This is a genomic window from Luteolibacter sp. Populi, assembly GCF_040801775.1.
Taxonomy (GTDB): Bacteria; Verrucomicrobiota; Verrucomicrobiia; order Verrucomicrobiales; family Akkermansiaceae; genus Haloferula.
The window spans coordinates 975,879-992,703 of sequence record NZ_CP161812.1; the positions used below are offsets into that span (position 1 = coordinate 975,879).

At 65.1% G+C, this 16,825-nt stretch carries 15 protein-coding genes; 9 read left to right on the top strand and 6 right to left on the bottom strand.

What is annotated here, in order from left to right; genetic code table 11:
- Positions 1-201: 201 nt before the first annotated feature.
- Genes ABWK72_RS03755 through ABWK72_RS03780 form a run of 6 tightly spaced genes read left to right on the top strand, consistent with a single transcriptional unit; the run spans position 202 to position 7,799 of the window.
- The gene (locus ABWK72_RS03755; protein ID WP_367873450.1) at positions 202-1,215 is read left to right on the top strand and encodes a patatin-like phospholipase family protein; all 1,014 of its coding nucleotides are present in this window, start codon (positions 202-204) and stop codon (positions 1,213-1,215) included.
- Complete coding sequence (locus ABWK72_RS03760) at positions 1,169-2,632, top strand: phenylacetate--CoA ligase family protein (RefSeq protein WP_367873451.1); 1,464 nt, start codon at positions 1,169-1,171, stop codon at positions 2,630-2,632. The genes ABWK72_RS03755 and ABWK72_RS03760 overlap by 47 nt, the downstream gene beginning before the upstream one ends.
- A 3-nt stretch (positions 2,633-2,635) precedes the next feature.
- Positions 2,636-3,895, top strand: coding sequence for an acetyl-CoA C-acyltransferase (locus ABWK72_RS03765; protein ID WP_367873452.1), 1,260 nt, complete (start codon positions 2,636-2,638; stop codon positions 3,893-3,895).
- Between the two features lie 8 nt (positions 3,896-3,903).
- Positions 3,904-5,646, top strand: a complete 1,743-nt coding sequence (locus tag ABWK72_RS03770) for a 3-hydroxyacyl-CoA dehydrogenase NAD-binding domain-containing protein (RefSeq protein WP_367873453.1) — start codon at positions 3,904-3,906, stop codon at positions 5,644-5,646.
- On the top strand, positions 5,630-5,941 hold the full coding sequence (locus tag ABWK72_RS03775; protein ID WP_367873454.1) for a hypothetical protein: 312 nt from the start codon (positions 5,630-5,632) through the stop codon (positions 5,939-5,941). Before ABWK72_RS03770 ends, ABWK72_RS03775 begins: the two co-directional genes overlap by 17 nt.
- Positions 5,904-7,799: an acyl-CoA dehydrogenase family protein gene (locus tag ABWK72_RS03780; protein WP_367873455.1), complete on the top strand. Its 1,896-nt coding sequence runs from the start codon at positions 5,904-5,906 to the stop codon at positions 7,797-7,799. The genes ABWK72_RS03775 and ABWK72_RS03780 overlap by 38 nt, the downstream gene beginning before the upstream one ends.
- A 336-nt stretch (positions 7,800-8,135) precedes the next feature.
- On the opposite strand, the gene ABWK72_RS03785 is transcribed toward ABWK72_RS03780, so the two are convergent.
- From ABWK72_RS03785 to ABWK72_RS03810, 6 genes are all read right to left on the bottom strand, one after another.
- Positions 8,136-9,185, bottom strand: coding sequence for an NUDIX domain-containing protein (locus ABWK72_RS03785; protein WP_367873456.1), 1,050 nt, complete (start codon positions 9,183-9,185; stop codon positions 8,136-8,138).
- A gap of 204 nt (positions 9,186-9,389) precedes the next feature.
- Entirely contained in the window at positions 9,390-10,544 is a 1,155-nt protein-coding gene (locus tag ABWK72_RS03790) for a hypothetical protein (protein WP_367873457.1), read from the bottom strand.
- Positions 10,541-11,095, bottom strand: coding sequence for a hypothetical protein (locus tag ABWK72_RS03795; protein ID WP_367873458.1), 555 nt, complete (start codon positions 11,093-11,095; stop codon positions 10,541-10,543). The genes ABWK72_RS03790 and ABWK72_RS03795 overlap by 4 nt, the downstream gene beginning before the upstream one ends.
- Positions 11,092-11,847 (bottom strand): hypothetical protein, encoded by a 756-nt coding sequence (locus tag ABWK72_RS03800; protein WP_367873459.1) that lies wholly within the window; start codon positions 11,845-11,847, stop codon positions 11,092-11,094. Before ABWK72_RS03800 ends, ABWK72_RS03795 begins: the two co-directional genes overlap by 4 nt.
- A 395-nt stretch (positions 11,848-12,242) precedes the next feature.
- The gene (locus tag ABWK72_RS03805; RefSeq protein WP_367873460.1) at positions 12,243-12,614 is read right to left on the bottom strand and encodes a DUF721 domain-containing protein; all 372 of its coding nucleotides are present in this window, start codon (positions 12,612-12,614) and stop codon (positions 12,243-12,245) included.
- Positions 12,615-12,625: 11 nt separating this feature from the next.
- Positions 12,626-12,862: a ferredoxin gene (locus ABWK72_RS03810; RefSeq protein ID WP_367873461.1), complete on the bottom strand. Its 237-nt coding sequence runs from the start codon at positions 12,860-12,862 to the stop codon at positions 12,626-12,628.
- Between the two features lie 196 nt (positions 12,863-13,058).
- Here ABWK72_RS03810 and ABWK72_RS03815 point away from each other — a divergent pair, with 196 nt between their 5' ends.
- From ABWK72_RS03815 to ABWK72_RS03825, 3 genes are all read left to right on the top strand, one after another.
- Entirely contained in the window at positions 13,059-14,114 is a 1,056-nt protein-coding gene (locus ABWK72_RS03815; RefSeq protein WP_367873462.1) for a hypothetical protein, read from the top strand.
- 8 nt (positions 14,115-14,122) lie between these two features.
- Positions 14,123-14,950 carry a hydrogen peroxide-dependent heme synthase gene (hemQ, locus tag ABWK72_RS03820; protein ID WP_367873463.1) on the top strand — a complete coding sequence of 276 codons (828 nt, stop codon included), beginning with the start codon at positions 14,123-14,125 and terminating at the stop codon, positions 14,948-14,950.
- A 316-nt stretch (positions 14,951-15,266) separates the two neighbouring features.
- Positions 15,267-16,823: a glucan biosynthesis protein gene (locus tag ABWK72_RS03825; protein WP_367873464.1), complete on the top strand. Its 1,557-nt coding sequence runs from the start codon at positions 15,267-15,269 to the stop codon at positions 16,821-16,823.
- The last annotated feature ends 2 nt before the right edge of the window (positions 16,824-16,825 follow it).

Here is a 16,825-nt window from a genome sequence, read left to right on the forward strand (position 1 = left end):
AGTGGGTTCGGGAATGGGATGAGGTGCGGTGTTGGGCGTTAGCTTGGATTCCTTTTCTCAAGCCATTTGGCATTCGGAATTTCCGTTTCAAATCCCATAGGCTCGTATTTTTTCGCAGCCATTTGCATTCGCTGCGACTCCGCCTACTGTTAGGCGGACCGGGATGATCCCGGCCCGACAACTGGAAAGGAAACCCTCCGGATGCTCGGCAATATCCTGCGCTTCTTCCGCGGCGACCCTCGCCACCACCGGCGGGAACGTCCCTTGGACGATGCTCCCGTGCCGAAGCTGGGACTGGCCCTTTCCTCAGGCGGCGCGCGCGGGCTCGCGCATGTCGGCGTGCTGCAAGTCCTTGAGGAGAACCAGATCGAGGTTCACGCCATCGCCGGCTCCAGCATGGGTGCCTACATCGGTGCCCTGTGGGCGGCGGGATTTTCCGGCTCGGCGCTAGAAGAACTCGCGGCGGAAATGCACGACCGCCGCCAGCTTTGGAAGCTCGCCGACCCGATGCTCCCGCCGATGAAGGGTCTCTTCCACGGTCTGAAGGCGCGCGCGCATCTGGAGCGTTCGCTCGGCGACCTCTGCTTCGAGGATCTGGAACGCAGGCTCTTCGCGGTCGCCGTCGATATCGACACCAAGGAACGCATCGTCTTCCGCCGCGGTCGCATCGCCGATGCGATCCACGCTTCCTGCGCGATGCCCGGCATCATCGCCCCGGTGGTCATCAATGGCCGCCGCTGCGTGGATGGCGGGGTGATCGATCCGGTGCCGGTCGGGGTGCTGCACAAATTTTCCGATGTCGATCGCGTGCTGGCGATCTCGGTCGTGCCAACCTTCCAAGACGTGGACGAGGGCCTGTGCCGCCTTGATGATCCTCCGCCGCGCGGTCTCCTGAGCCGATTCGGCAGCAGCCTCAACGGCAATCTCAACCTGCTCGCCAAGGGCAACATGATCGACACCTTCCGCCAGAGCATCCGCGCCGCGCAGATCCGCCTCGCCCACGAGGCCTGCAAGCGCGCCGACTTCTGCCTGCGCCCCGAGCACTACTTCGCGCCTTGGCACGACTACTCCGGTTTCCGCCGCTTCATCGATGCCGGCCGCAAGGTCGCCACCGACCACCTCGACGAGATCCGCGCCATGCTGCGCCCCGATTTCAAAAGCCAAAACCATGAAATCCCGCCTTTCCGACCCATGGTGGGCCACGACGTCGCGTGACGAAATGGGCCACCGCCAGGATGTGCTGTTGAGGCAGCTCCTCCACGACCGCGTGGTGCCCTTCACGGCCTACTACTCGAAGCTCTTCCGCGATCTCGGGATCGAGTCCGGAGACATCCGCGGCGTGGATGACCTGCAGAAGCTGCCCTTCACTTCGAAGAGCTTGTTAGAGAATCCGCGGGACTTCGTGATCATCCCGGATGAGAGCGCGATCAAGCACCAGTGGTCCACGGTCCGCTACGCGCTGACCCATGGTCCCGCCGCGACCAAGCGGATGCTGGAAGAGGAGATGCGGCCGATCCTTCTCACCAGCACCACCGGGCGCTCGGCGGCACCGGTGCCTTTCCTCTACTCGAAGTACGACATCGCCAATCTGGAGGAAGGCGGCCGCCGGATGATGGAGCTGTGCAAGTCCGACCCGGCGTGGCGGCACATCAATGCCTTCCCCTTTGCGCCGCACCTGGCCTTCTGGTTGGCCCATCATGCGGGCACCGGCTTCAACACCTTCATGCTCTCCACCGGCGGCGGCAAGACCCTCGGGACCGATGGCAACCTGCGACTGATCACCAAGATCCAGCCGGACGCGATCATCGCGATGCCGACCTTCCTCTATCATCTGCTCCAGCAGGCCTTGGCGGAGAAGCAGAAGTGGACCAACCTCAAGCGGATCGTGCTCGGCGGAGAGAAAGTTCCTGCGGGCATGCGGACGAAGCTCGCGGCACTGAGCGCGGAGATCGGCTCGCCCGATGTGGCGATCATGGCCACCTACGGCTTCACCGAGGCCAAGATCGCTTGGACCGAGTGCATGCCGGAAGCGGGCGGCGGGCCCACGGGCTACCACATCTATCCGGACCTCACCTACCTCGAGGTCATCGACCCCGAGACCGGCGAGCGCGTTCCGGACGGCCAGCCCGGGGAGATCGTCTGCACGCCGCTGGATGCCCGCGGCACCGTCGTGATCCGCTACCGCACCGGCGATCTCATCGAGGGCGGGATCACCTACGAGCCCTGCCCTTGCTGCGGCCGGACTTGTCCGCGGCTGTTAGGCAAAATCTCGCGGGTCTCCGACATCCGCCGCATGAACATCGGTAAGCTCAAGGGCACGCTGGTGGACTTCAATGCGCTGGAAAATCTCCTGGACGATACCGAAGGGCTCGGGGCTTGGCAGATCGAGCTCAAGAAGCGCAACGACGACCCGCTGGAGAGCGATCTCGTGCTCGTCCATGCCGCGCCTTCGAACGGTTGCGACCGCGGCGTGCTCAAGCAGCGGATCAGCAGCCGCTTCGGCCAGGCGGTCGAGTTCACCCCGAATGAAATCGTCTTCCACTCCTGGGACGAGATCCGCCAGCTCCAGGGAGTCGGCAAGGAGCTGAAGGAGCAGAAAGTGGTCGATCACCGGCCCGCCAACCCCAATTGAACCATGGCTGATCTTCACATCATCGCCGGCATCCGGACGCCCTTCTGCAGGTTGGGCTCGGAGTTCGATGGCCTGAGCGCGGACGACCTCGGCCGCCATGCCTGCACCTCGCTGCTGCTGCGCACCGGCATCGACCCCGGCTTTATCGACGAGGTGATCTTCGGCTGCGTCGCCCAACCTGCGGATGCCGCGAATGTCGCGCGGGTGATCGCCTTGCGCTCCGGCATTCCCGAACATGTCCCCGCCGCGACCGTGCACCGCAACTGCGCCTCCGGCATGGAAGCGATCACCACCGCCCACCAGCGGATGATGGCCGGGCTCGGCGATCTCTTCCTGGTCGGCGGTGCCGAAAGCATGTCGAGCGTGCCGATGATGTTCTCGCACGCCAGCGCGCTGAAGTTCGGCGAACTGGCGAAGGCGAAGACAGCAGGGCAACGGGTGATGGCGATGGCGGGCTTCAAGCCCCGCGACTTCAAGCCGCGGGTCGGCCTGCAACTCGGCCTGACCGATCCCTACAGCGGCATGATCATGGGCGATACCGCGGAGGTATTGGCCCGGGAATATCACATCACCCGCGAGATGCAGGATGCCTTCGCCGCGGAGTCGCACAGCAAGGCGCTCGCCGCCCGTGACAAGCTCGCGGAGGAAATTGCTCCCGTGCATCTACCCGGCAGCGCGGTGGTGAAGGACAATGGTATCCGTGAAGATTCGACCCCGGAAAGGCTGGCCAAGCTGCGCCCGATCTTCGACCGCCAGACCGGCAGCGTGACCGCGGGCAATAGCTCGCAGATCACCGACGGCGCGGTGGCCCTGCTGGTCGGCAGCGAGGACGCGGTGAACCGCCTCGGCATCGAGCCGCTCGGACGACTCACCGGCTATGCTTACAGCGGCTGCGATCCGGCGCGCATGGGTTTGGGTCCGGTGCATGCCATCGCCCTCGCAAGGCAACTTACCGGCTTCTCTCCGGAGGATGCCGACCTTGTCGAAATCAACGAGGCCTTCGCCGCTCAGGTGCTGGCCGTCCTCGCCGCGCTGAAGAATCCCGTCAAGACCGGCCACGAACTGCACCCGGTGGAGATCCCGCACGAAATCCTCAACCGCCGCGGCGGGGCGATCGCGCTCGGCCACCCGGTGGGGGCCACCGGTGCGCGCCTCGTTCTAACAGCCCTTCATCAGCTCCGCGAAACCGGCGGCCACCGGGCGCTCGCCACGCTCTGTGTCGGCGGCGGCCAAGGGGCCGCCCTCTGGCTCGAACGCAACTGACCGATGCCATGAACCACATCCATTTCCAACTCGATGGCCGCCACGGCGTGCTGAGCTTCGACCGCGAGGGTTCCTCGGCGAATCTCTTCGACCGCGCCGTGCTGGTCGAACTCTCGGAGAAGCTCGACGCGCTCTCGGCCCACCCCGAACTCGAGGGCCTGCTGATCCGCTCGGCCAAGCCCGCGATCTTCATTGCCGGTGCCGACCTCAAGGTGCTGTCCACCGCCCAGGGCGAGGAACTGCGCGACTTGATCGAACTCGGCCAGGCGACCTTCCAGAAGCTGGCCGAACTCCCCTACCCCACGGTCGCGGCGATCCACGGGGCCTGTGTCGGAGGTGGCCTGGAACTCGCGCTGGCCTGCGATTGGCGAGTGGCCAGCGATGCCTCCGCCACCAAGATCGGCCTGCCGGAAACGAACCTCGGTATCCTGCCGGCCTGGGGCGGAACGACCCGCCTGCCGCGCTTGATCGGGCTGCCCGCGGCACTGCCCTTGATTCTCGGCGGCAAGATCCTGGTCGCGAAGGCCGCGAGGGCAAAGGGCATCGTCGATGCCGTGGTGCCGCAGGAGAATCTCGAAGCCCATGCGCTGACCTTCCTGAAGCGTGGCAAGCGCCACCTTCCGAATCGCATCCTGCTTCACAATCCGGTGGTCGCCCCGCTGATCGCGATGAAGGCCCGCAAGGACCTGTTAGAGAAGACTCGCGGTCTGTATCCGGGGCCGGAAGCTGCCTTGGAGATCGCTGCCAAGTCCTGTTACGGTCCGATCACGCAGGGCTTCCGGCGCGAGAAGGAAGCGATCCTGAAGCTCGCGGCGCGCCCCGAGACGCACCAGCTCATGCGGTTGTTCTTCCTGCAGGAGCGGGCGAAGAAGCACCGCGTCGTCCAAGCCGAGGCGCAGCCGGTCGGCCGCTGCGCGGTGATCGGAGCCGGCGTGATGGGCGCGGGGATCGCCTACTGGCTCAGCGCCCGCGGCCACGAGGTGGTGCTGCGCGATCTCGACGACGCCGCCCTGGCGAAGGGCATGAAAGCCATCGCGAAGAACTACGATGAAGCCCGTAGCCGCCGCGTCTTCACCCCTACCGAGGCCGCCCGCGGTCTCGACCGCATCTTTCCAACTGCTGCACCAGTCCCGCTCGACCGCTGCGATATGGTCATCGAAGCAGCGGTCGAGCGCTTGGACATCAAGAAGAAGGTCTTCGCGGATCTCGCCGCGCGGACCCGGCCGGATACGATTCTCGCCACCAATACTTCGGCGCTGCCTGTGCACGAACTGGCGGAGGTCGTTTCGAACCCGGAGCGCCTCGTCGGCCTGCACTTCTTCAATCCGGTCCACCGCATGCAATTGGTGGAAGTGGTCCGCACCCCGCAGACCTCCGATTCCACCCTCGCCACCGCGGTCGCCTTCGTCCGCTCGATCGGCAAGCTGCCGGTGGTGGTCCGGGATGCCCCGGGCTTCCTGGTCAACCGCATCCTGATGCCCTACCTGGTCGAGGCGGCGAAGCTTTTCGAGCGCGGCGGCGATCCGAAAGCGATCGACGACGCGATGCTCGACTTCGGCATGCCGATGGGCCCGCTGCGCCTGCTCGACGAAGTGGGGCTCGATGTTGCGGCGCACGTCGCCCGTACCTTGGCCGAGGCTTTCCCCGAACGCATGAGCGTGCCGGACCTGCTCGACAAGCTGCTGGCCGCCGGTCACAGCGGGCGCAAGTCCGGCTCCGGCTTTTACATCTACGATGGCCGCAGTACCTAATCCGAACCCCGCCGCCCTCAACCTGCGCAGCGGCAGCGAGCCCGCCCCGGCCGATGTGACGGAGCGCCTCGCCCGCAGCATGAGCGAGGAAGCCCGGCTCTGCCTCAACGAACACATCGCGGAAACCGCGGACGACATCGACCTCGCGATGGTCCTCGGCACCGGCTACGCGCCCTTCCGCGGCGGCCCCCTTCAATACCAGCTCGACCTCGCCAACCGGCCGAGGCCCGCGGCGCAACCCGGCACCCCGAGATCCCATGAAAGCTTCACTCACGCCACCCACCGCCACTCCTGAGCCCGAGCGGAAGCCGGCACACGAGGCGTCAATCATCGACACCACGAAGATGTCGGCGGGCCAGCGTGCGGCCTTGGAACTCGCCGAGTCCTCGCGCGACAGCCGCGAGCTGAGCGGCTTCGCCGCCTCGATCTTCGATGGCACTCCGGATTTCCGGGTGCTCTTCCCCTTCCCCGCGCAAACGGCTGATGACCGAGCGGAGGGAGATGCCTTCCTGCAGAAGCTGGGCACCTTCCTCCGCGACCGCACCGATCCCGATGCGATCGACCGCGACGGCGAGATCCCGGACGAGGTGATGAAGGGACTCGCCACCCTCGGCGCCTTCGGCATCAAGATCCCGAAGGATCTTGGCGGCCTCGGCCTCTCGCAGACGAACTACTCGCGTGCCGCGATGCTGTTAGGCGGGCACTGCGGCAACCTTACCGCCCTGCTTTCCGCCCACCAATCCATCGGCATCCCGCAGCCGCTGCTGGCCTTCGGCACCGATGAGCAGAAGAAGAAGTATCTCCCGCAATGCGCCGCCGGGGACATCTCCGCCTTCGCCCTGACCGAGAACGAAGTCGGCTCCGACCCGGCGCGGATGAAGACGACCGCGAAGCTCTCCGAGGACGGCAGCCATTGGATTCTCGATGGTGAGAAGCTGTGGTGCACGAATGGACTCAAGGCCAAGCACCTGATCGTGATGGCGCGCACGCCGCTGCCGGACAAGCCGCACGCGATCACCGCCTTCATCGTCGAGACCGCTTGGCCGGGGGTCGAGATCGTGACCCGCTGCCACTTCATGGGCCTGCGCGCGCTCTACAATGGCGTGATCCGCTTCACCGGCGTGAAGATCCCGCGCGAAAACGTGGTCCATGGCGAGGGCAAGGGCCTGAAAGTTGCCCTGACAACGCTGAACACCGGACGGCTGACCCTCCCTGCCGCCTGTGTCGGCTTGATGAACCGCTGCCTCGATATCGCCCTGACATGGTCGCGCGAGCGCGAGCAATGGGGCCAGGCGATCGGCAAGCACGAGGCGATCGCCGGCAAGCTGGCCGACCTCGCCGCGGATGCCTTCGCCACCGAGGCGATGGTCCGCTACACCTCCGCGCTGGTCGATGTCGACAAGCACGCCGACATCCGGCTCGAAGCCGCGATGGCCAAGCTCTGGGGCACCGAGGCCGGCTGGCATGGTGCGGATAGTACCATGCAGATCAAGGGTGGCCGCGGCTATGAGACCGCGGACTCGCTCCGGAATCGTGGCGACAAGCCGGATCCGGTCGAGCGCCTGCTGCGCGACTGCCGGATCAACACGATTTTCGAAGGCTCCACCGAGATCATGCATCTCTTCATTGCCCGCGAGGCGCTCGATCCGCACCTCCGCCGCGGGGCCGCCGCGCTTGATACGCGCAAGGCCACCGGTGAACGTCTTTCCGCCGCGATGAAGGCGGGCCTCTTCTACGCGAGGTGGTATCCCGCGCGCTGGCTGCCTTCTTCGGGGCACATCCCGCACGACCTTGATCCCGCCCTCAAACGCGGCCTGCGGGATGTCGCGAAGCTGAGCCGCAAGCTGGCCCGGACTCTCTTCCACGCCATGGCGAAGAACGGCCCGAAGCTGGAGAAACGCCAGCTCCTGCTAGGCCGTTTGGTGGATGTGGGTGCCGAGCTGTTTGCCATGAGCGCCGCCGTCGGCCATGCGCATGGGCTGAAGGATGAGGCTTCCCTCAAGACCGCTCGCTACGTTTGCAGCCGCGGCAAGCGGAGGGTGGAAGCGCTGTTCACCGCCGCTTCCGATGCTCCGGATGGCGAGGCCTACCGCTTGGCAAAAGGCATGTTGGAAGCGCCCCCGGGAGCGCGGACTTTAGTCCAATGCCTGTAAGGATCCACCGGCAGATGTCCGGAACGGGAGTCGCGTAGCGACCGTGGACTGCGGCAGGCTCCTGCCGCTGTGGGCAGGCAGCCTGCTGCCGTGAAACACGTGGGATCCCCGGTCTCCCGCTCCGTCCGCGGCTCGCCCACCCGGTGCTTCGCCTTTGCAGCGCCCCTCGCAGCAGGCTGCATCGGGACAGCGGCAGCAGGCTGCGCGCAGTCCACGGCGGCGGAGCCGCGGGAGGCAAATCCCGAAAGGCATTGGACTTTAGTCCGCTCGGGTGGATCGATTTCCCGGACGAAAACAAGCTTGTCCGAGCGGACTGAAGTCCGCGCTCCCGGGTCCTCACACCGGATGCTCGATGATCCCTTGGTTCAGCGCTTCTACTAACAAAGTCCGCGTCGGGCGGTTCAGATCGAGGCCCATGGCCTCGGCGGGGGTGACCCACTTGTGCTCCTGCGCCTCGTCGTTCAGGACGATCTCGCCGCCGGTGACGCGGGCGACGTAGTTGAGAAGGAGAAAGTGCTCGGGACGCAGAAACTCGTGGGAGTCGATGCAGTCCTGGACGATCACGAAGCGGATCCGGTCGATATCGAGATTGGTTTCTTCCTTCACCTCGCGGCGCAGGGCGTCCTCGGTGCTTTCGCCGCGGCGGATCTTGCCACCGGGGATGCCCCAGCGGTGGCCCCACTTGTGGGTGCGCAGCATCAGCAGCTTGCCGGCGGCATTTTGCAGCAGGGCACCTACCGTCGCCACCGGGCGGGGAAGCCAGCCGGGGCGACCGACGATCCGGCGCAGGGCGTCCAGATCGGGGACGGTGATATCGGGGCGGGATTCAGCAAGGGGGCCGGCCAGGGTGTAGCCGGTTAGCACGGCGATCGAGGTCAGCTTGCCATGTCGCGCCGTGTCGACATCGTGCGTCATGTCACCGATGAAGGCGGTTTCGTTCGCCACCAGGCGGTGTTTCAAGAGGATCTCGTGGATCAGCTCGCGCTTGTCGAGGACCCCGGAGTAGGTCGCCTCGAAGAAGCCGGTGAGCCCGAGTTCGCCGAGTTGGCGCTTGAAAGCCCCGCTGTCCATGCTGGTCAGGACGAAGGCGCGGACGCCATGCTCGCGGCACCACTCCAGTTTCTCCCGGGCGTGCGGCAGGATCGTGACGGCGGTGGCGCTTTCGTTGAAGGCCTTGCGGAAGTGGACCTCCAGCTCTTCCAGCGGCACCCCCGGCAGCATTTCCTCGTAGAAGTCCCGGTAGGGCAGGCGGAAGACCCTGCGGAACTCCTCCCGGTCCAGCGGCGGCTTGCCGTAGAGCGCCAGCACGTGGTTGGTCGCCTCCAGCACCGGAGGCAGGTCGTCCACGAGCGTGCCGGACCAATCGAAAATGAAATTGCGGAACATGAGGGAGGCAATCCCTACTCACGAATCCTCCGGGCAGCAATCCAAGTGTGAGGACGTGGCCCGCTCGCTCCCCCGAGCGGATGAATGGTCCGGTGGAGCCCGGCTGAATGCCGGATCACCGCTTCCAAAGGCGATTTCTTCACGCAAGGAGAAGCTGCCCCTGAACCCGTCCATCCGCTCAGGGGACCGAGCGGACCGCTTTTCTCACTTCTTCTCCGAATTCACCAAGGTCCCGTGGATCTCGATGGTCCGGTCGAGCACGAAGCTGACGTAAGTCACCCGCTCCGGCTGGCGGTGGTTGAAGGGCGTGGTGGTCAGGATTTCGATGGTGTAGGTGCCGTCCGCGCCGAGTTCGGCATCGGTCACGCTGAGGGGCACCACCGCGTTCTGCGGGGCGTAGGTATTGTAAGAAACCACGGAGGAACCGATCACCTTGCCAACACGGCCGAGTTCGGGGAGACCCGGGTAGATGTGGGCGTAGGTCACGCTATCGGGATAGAGGTCCGTAAGCACCACCCGCGCGTCCTGAGGCACGGCGATGTAGCGCTTGCCGGGTACGATGTTTTCCACCACGGCTTCGGAGACCGGCCAGACCTGGATGGTCCCGGAGGCGATCGCCACCTGCGCGCCGGTGCTGCCCATGGGTACCCGGGCGGTGAAGGTTTCCTCACCGATCGCCTTGGTCGGGCGCACTGCCGGCAGGGCCTGATAAACCGTGGTATCGGTGAAATCGCCGTTGCGGTTGAATTCGTAGGCCTCCGCGTAGCTGCCCTGTCCCACGCCATCCGGATAGGCCACGTGGAGCTGGGGGTGGTAGAGTTTGAAATCGCGGTCCACCCGGGTCTTGGTGATTCCGCCGCGCGGATCGGTGGGATCGGCCAGCTTGCGGACCGCCACATTGAAGGAATACGCCCGGTCGGCGCGGGTGCGCACCGGCAGGTAGCTATCCTCGGAGCGCAGCGTGATGGTCGCCTCGGGCAGGTAGGTTCCCACCGCGATCTCGTCGAGCAGTTGCGGCAGCGGTTCAGGGGTGCCGGAGCCGCCGAGGATCAGGTCGAGGTTGATGCCCAGCACCTCCAGATCCAGCAGGTGCGAGTCGAGCGCGAGATTGACGTGGGCGATGTTTCCCGCATTCAGATCGAGCAGGCTCCAGGGGCTGTAGGTCTCGTCCTCGAAGGCGTAGAGCTGGAGGATCGCCCCGTCGCCCTCCAGGGGCTTCGAGAGGACTTGGCCGGTGGTCCCGGTCAGGGGGATATCGTAGACCACGGCTTGGCCGTGGACGAGCTGGATCTGGCGGGCGAAATCGACCGCTCCGGCGGGCAAGGCCAGGGCGAGGGTGAGCAAGAGGAAGGACTTCACGGCGTGGGGGCTGCGGGGGTTGGGGGAACTGCGGGGGCGGGGGGAGCGAGAACCGTCACCGGATTCCCTCGGAAAGTGGCGATCACCAGCTTGCCGCCGGCCTTGAAGGCGGCGCGGTCGCTGTCGGTAAAGCCGGCCTCGCCGCGGATCTGGGCGGTGGCGACTTCGCGGGTGGATACCCAGTTGCGGTGGGCGATGAGGAACTCCGGCCAAGGGATCAGGGTCCCGCCCGGGGAGTCCAGGATGCGCGCGGTCAAGGCCTCGGGACAATGGATCACGGAGCCCTTGGGCAGGATCACGCTGGTTCCGCCCTCGCCGAGGAACTGCGAAAGGTCCGCCAGCGTGAAGTCGCGGGCTGCTTTTGGCACCACCTTCAGCTTGGTGGCACGGAGCGCCGCCAAGGCTTCATCCCCGGGCAAATCGTTCGCCGGAGCCAAAAGGGTGGCGGGCAGATGTTCCGGGCCGATGCCGGAGTGACGCGGCTCCCGCGCATTTGAAGCGAGCACTTGAAACACAGCCGAGACCGCGGCGATCTTCAGGATGAGTTTCATGGGTGTTGAATTTTGATCCAGCCCTGGCCTTGGGTGCCGCTCAGGTCGATGGTCAGGCTCAGCAGGTCGGGCGTCTGAATCTCCGGCAAATCGAGGGCGATGCCGCTGCCGGGATTGGGCGAGGAAGGCGGCGTGCCTAGGATCGTCAGATCCACGTCTCCGAGATCGAGGCCGAGGAATGGCGGGCGGAAAACGGGCGGCAGTTCCTGGCGATTGATCTGGTAGCTCATCGGCACCGAGCTGCCGAGGATCACCGCATTGGATGAAATCGTCAGGGCTCCGGTCATCGCCGGGGGCGCGGCATGGCATTCGCCCAGCACGTAAAAATAGCCACTGGGGTTTAAGTTGTAGTGAGCGGGGGCCAACAAACCCAGGAGCGAGGAGCCCGCCAAGTGGAAGTTGAGGTTCACATTGGCAGCATGCTGCGGATCACTCAGGGTCCAGGAGGGACCATACTGATAACGGGGTCCCACGGAGGTTCCGGGGGTATCGCCGCTGACCGAGAGTTGCTCCGGATAGACCTGCAGGAGGCCGGTCTGCACTTTGACGTAGGCCGTGGAGTTTACCACTGTGCCGAGAGGGATCAGGCCCAACAGCTTCTCGCGAAACCGGTTGCTGACCAGCAGAGAGCTGGCCGCCTTGTCACCCAGGGTGAGCTTTCCCGCCACGCCGAAAACGTCGTAGCGATAGGGGCGGCCGAGGGCGACGCTGCGCGAGCGGGTGTTCTCGCTGAGAATGACCGAAGTGGTCATGCCGGGTGCCCAGCACTCGACCTGAGCTCTGGCGCAAGGCAAAAGGCTACCTAGTGCGACACATAGAGTGCTCGCACGGAATCGGATCCGGGAATCCATGGCTGGTTGGTTGTAGGGGGGTGTAAGGGGTGCCGCGATTCCGCACGGTGGAACGCCGTGCGGCGGCGATTTCCCCCCGGCAAGACGGGACTCGTGCCGGGAGCGGGTGGTGATGACCAAGGTCGGGTGGGATCGCGCTTGATCACTAGGCTTTTCCCACATTCGGGGATTCCTAACAAGAAGCCGCCGGGACTATCTCCTTATGGCTTTCGCAAACCCCTCTGATTTAGCGCGGCTTGCAAATTCACAAGTCATTGGGCATACGGGGCAAAATCGGACATTACAGTCCTGCCGCCTCAGCCCACGGCAAAACGGATCGACTTCACCACTCCCGGGCCGGCGGCCTCCTGAATGTTCTTCAGCAGGACGGTGCGGGTTTGCTCAAGCTGGAAGCGGATCGCCGGCTGCAGGACATGCAGGGTCAGGCACCCGGCCTTCAAGGAGACCGGAGTGGCGTGGCGCGAGACGAAGTCCCCGGCCACCTCCTTCCACATCGCGCGCAGGCGCTCCTCGTCGATACCCTCGGTGGCCCCGGCTTGACGCAGGATCGAGGCCACGAACTCCTTCGGCAGGTGCAGGCACTCGTCCGGATGCGCCGGGTCATCGCCGCCGCGCCAATCCCGGAGGATCGCGCGTCGCATCGCCTCCAGCCGGGATTCCTTAGCCATAAGCGAGTGACTCAGTCGCTGCCGTCTTCACCGATCGCTTCCACCGGGCAACCTTCCATGGCTTCCCGGGATTGCGCCCTTTCCTCGTCGTTCTCCGGTTGCTTGTACACGTAGGAGTAGCCCTCGTCATCGGAACGGGTGAAATTGTTCGGAGCGGTCTCGCGGCAAAGATCGCAGTCGATACACTGGCTATCGACGTAGAATTTGCCGCCTACGTTCTCCGGATTTTTGTCTTCGCGGTCTGCCATCGGGAAAGGAGGAAATGCTGCTGGGGATTGCATCGCGCCGCCGGAGCCCGCATGCAATTCTTTTTGCGTCGGGATGGCGTCTCTCCTTCCGTCCGGGGCGGCAAGGGCGAGGCTGCGAAACGCCGATGAATTCGGAAGGCAAGGATTCCACTGGCCAAGGGCGCGGGAGATTTCTAAACCGGGCGCGCCTTCACCCATGCCCGCGGACCCACCCAGCAATACCGGTTCACCGGACCGCAGCCGACCCGTGGCCTCCGATCTCAACAAGGAGACCACTGAAGGCGACTTGTGGAATTTGGACGACGAGCCTGCAGAGAAGCCCGCCCGCCGGCCAAGCACCCCGCGCGGGAGCCCGAAGCCTGCTGCCGAATCGAATCCGGAGGAAGCCGCCAAGAAATTGGTCCACCGCATGACCCCGCCGCGGCAGGACGAGCGGAAGGTGAATCTCGGCAAGATTGAGCCCCCGGAGCCGCGCGATGAAATCGGCGACTTGGAAGAGCATCAGGACGACAACGAAGAGGAAGCTGTCCTGATCGTGCTCCCGGAAGATGAGGTGGAAGAGTTCGCCCCTCTGGCCGAGACCGGAGTTGAAGAGGAGCCCGCCACCAAACCGGCAGAGGAAGCCGGACCGCGCCAGAACCGGCCCCGCCCGGAAGCGCCGGCCGCCAGCCCCGCCGCAAGTTTCCGCATCCTCCGACCGCAGCCGCGCGAGTTGCTCGGCCTCGCGGCCGTCGCTTTCCTGCTCCTGCTGGGAGTGATCTGGGTGCTCTCGCGCTTTTTCGCCCAGCTCTCCTTCCAGAGTCCCCATACGCAGGCTCCCGACTTCCCGGTGAAGGGTAATCAAGCCGCCATCGTTTCCGCAGAAACCTTCTGGCGCGCCCCGGTCCGCGAGGGAGCCAATATCGAGAAGGTCAGGCGCGACGTCGCCATGATCCCGGTGATGGACATCACCCTCGATCCCGCGACCTCTTCCCAAGGCGCGCTGCGCTTGGAATTCAGGAACGACCGCGGGGAGAAGATCGGCGATGTCATCACCCGCGGCTTCCAGGGCGGCCGCTTCCACGCCAGCGGCGACCCGAAGATCTCGATCGCGGCCACGGACGGCTTCTCCAGCCAAGGCGATTTCAACGCCTACCTCACCAGCGATGCCCCGCCCTGGACCGTCGAGGTCCGCGAAGGCAGCTCCATCGATGGCGGTTCGGCGAGCTTCAAGCCCCTGGCCATCGTCCCCGTCCTGCGCTCCCGCCGCTAAGCCAAGTCATGTCCCAAAGCCCGATCCCACCCCTGGTGCCCCGCGAAGGCTGGCACGTGATGCATCTGTTCTATCAGATCGACCATGCCCAGTGGTCGATCCTGGGCGATGACGAGAAGCGGGTCGCCAAGACCCGGCTGACCGAACTGGTGCAGGAGATCCGCGCGACCAAGGACACGCACCTGCTGACCTTCTCCATCGCCACGCCGAAGGCCGATCTTGGCTTCATGCTGCTAACGCCGGACCTCCAGGTGGCGAATGCCTTCGAGAAGCAGCTCACGCTGTCCCTGGGGCCCGAGATCCTGAGCCCGGCCTATTCCTACCTCTCGCAGACCGAGCGCTCCGAATACACGACCAGCCCCGAGCAGTATGCGCAGGAAACGCTGGTCGCGGAGAAGGGCCTGACGGAAGGCACCCCGGAGTTCGAGCAGGGTTTGAAGGAGTTCAACGACCGGATGGACCACTACCTCCAGCACCGGCTCTACCCGGTGCTACCGGACTGGCCGGTGATCTGTTTCTACCCGATGTCGAAGCGCCGCTCCGGTGCCGACAACTGGTATTCCCTGGACTACGAGGCCCGCCGCGAACTGATGGCCGCCCACGCCCGCGTCGGCCGCACCTTCTCCGGCCGCATCCTCCAGCTCATCACCGGTTCCACCGGCTTGGACGAGCACGAGTGGGGCGTGACCTTGCTCGCCAAGGACACCATCGACATCAAGACGATCGTCTATGAGATGCGCTTCAACGAGGTCTCCGCGAAATACGGGGAGTTCGGGGACTTCTACATCGGGATGCAATTGCCGCTGGATGAGTTGTTCCGACGGGTTTGTTTGTGAGAGGTGGGGTTATCAGGACGGCCCTCCTGGGAGCGCTGAGCCAACCCGGCCCGCAGAATGGTCCCACGCGACCTTGGTCACGGGAAGGTAAGCAGCAAAGCGATGGCGGGGCCTACCCCTATCGCGCGATGGATAGCGCTACTCCGGTAGCTTCTGCGGGGTAGAGCCTCCGCGGTCCCGGGCGCTGACGCGTTGCTTCAGGCAGTGGCGTGCGCTCCGCCTCTTTCCCCCGCAAAAGAGCCCGGAGACCGCAGCAAACCGCAAAATCTTACAGGCTACTTTAGTACTCCGCATTGACAGGAACGCGCCACCGGTTATGCGCTGGCTTGTGGTTCATCGCATTGTCCTTCTAACCGCAGCCGCAGCGCTGTCGCAACTCGCCCAGGGCCAGATCTGGCAGCGGGAGGATGTCACCTTCGAGCTGATCGACGGCAAGGCCAAGGAATTGGCGGCCCAGCCCTATGCGGCCCCCGATCCGAACGCGCTGCCGGACTGGATGAAGAACCTGAGCTACGACCAGTACCGGGATATCCGTTTCGTGCCGGAGCGGGCGCTGTGGTCGGCGGAAAAGCTGCCCTTCCGCGCGATGCTTTTCCACCCCGGCTATCTGTTCAAGGAGCCGGTCACGATCAACGAATTCACCGAGACCCACCAGCAGAAGGTCCGGCTGGCGGAGGCATTTTTCAATTACGGCCCGCTGATCACCCAGCGCGGCGAGGTGCCGCCGGATACCGGTTTCGCCGGGGTGCGTTTCCACGCGCCGCTGAATGGCGACAATTTCGACGAGCTGGCGGTCTTCCAAGGGGCGAGCTACTGGCGCGCGCTCGGCAAGGGCCAGCGCTATGGCATCTCCGCCCGCGGGATCGCGGTGGATACCGGGATCGACGGTGCCGAGGAATTCCCGCGCTTCCGCGAGTTCTGGCTGCGCAAGCCGGTGCCGGATGACAAGGCGGCGATGCTTTTCGGCCTGCTGGACGGACCCTCCTACACCGGGGCCTACGGCTTCATCATCCAACCGGGTCAGGACACCGTGATGACGGTGCGTGCGGTGCTCTACGCCCGCAGGGAGGTCAAGCGCATCGGCTTCGCGCCGATGTCGAGCATGTTCTGGTTCGGCGAGAATTCCCGCCGCCGCTTCGACGACATGCGGCCCGAGGTCCACGATTCCGATGGTCTGGCGATCCGAACCAATACCGGCGAACGGATCTGGCGCCCGCTGGCCAATGACAGCGGCAAGCTGGAGTTCAGCTTCTTCGAGATGGAGCGCTGCGGCGGATTCGGCCTGCTCCAGCGCGACCGCCGCTTCTCCGCCTACGAGGACGGCGAGGCCGACTACGACAAGCGGCCCTCGCTATGGATCGAGCCGACCAGCGACTGGGGTTCCGGCAAGGTCATGCTGATGGAAATCCCGGCCCACAACGAGCTGGCCGACAACGCGGTGGCGATGTGGGAACCTTCCCACACCCCGAAGGCCGGCGAGCGCATCGAGTTTTCCTACAAGCAGCACTGGACGACCAAGGAGGATCCTGCCGGTGCCGGCGGACGCGTGGTCGCCACCCGCACCGGCCTACACGATTGGCAGCCGGAACAGCGGACCATCGCGATCGAATTCGCGGGCGGCCAGCTTGAGAAGTGGGAGGGCAAGCCGCCGGAAGCCGTGGTGACCGCGCTCGGCGAGGCCGGAGCGAAGATCAAGATCCAAGGAATCGCGGTGCAGCCGCTGCCGGAAGGCCGCTGGCGCGCCGCCTTCCAGATCACGCCCGCCGCGGAAGGCGGGAAATTGGCCGATGTCGGGCCGCTGGAGTTGCGTTGTTGCCTGAAGAAAGGCGAGGATTTCATTACCGAGACATGGGCCTACCGCATCACCCCCTAGAA